Raw genomic sequence first — 233 nt, 5'->3', positions numbered from 1 at the left:
CAAATAAACCGCGGTCGCCGTGCAAATAATCACCCCTTGCACCAGCTCAGGCAAGCGTACAAACGCCACGGTAATCGACTGCACATCGGTAGTTAAGCTGGCTAACAGCTTGGCACTACCGATTTTTTCAACTTGGGCGATTGAAGTATCTAAGATACGTTTTATCAGTTGCGAACGTAATTCAAACACAAAGCGATGCCCTAACTTAGTCAAGGCAAGCTGTGACATAAACG

The 233-nt window shown here is 46.4% G+C and carries 1 pseudogene; it reads right to left on the bottom strand.

Annotated elements, in window-relative coordinates:
• Window positions 1–233: pseudogene (locus FVA95_RS30455) on the bottom strand (hypothetical protein); the annotation flags it as partial.

The organism is Pseudonocardia sp. EV170527-09 (assembly GCF_008369905.1).
Lineage (GTDB): Bacteria > Actinomycetota > Actinomycetes > Mycobacteriales > Pseudonocardiaceae > Pseudonocardia.
Note: the sequence above shows the minus strand (reverse complement) of the source record. Positions and strands in the feature narration are given on the sequence as shown.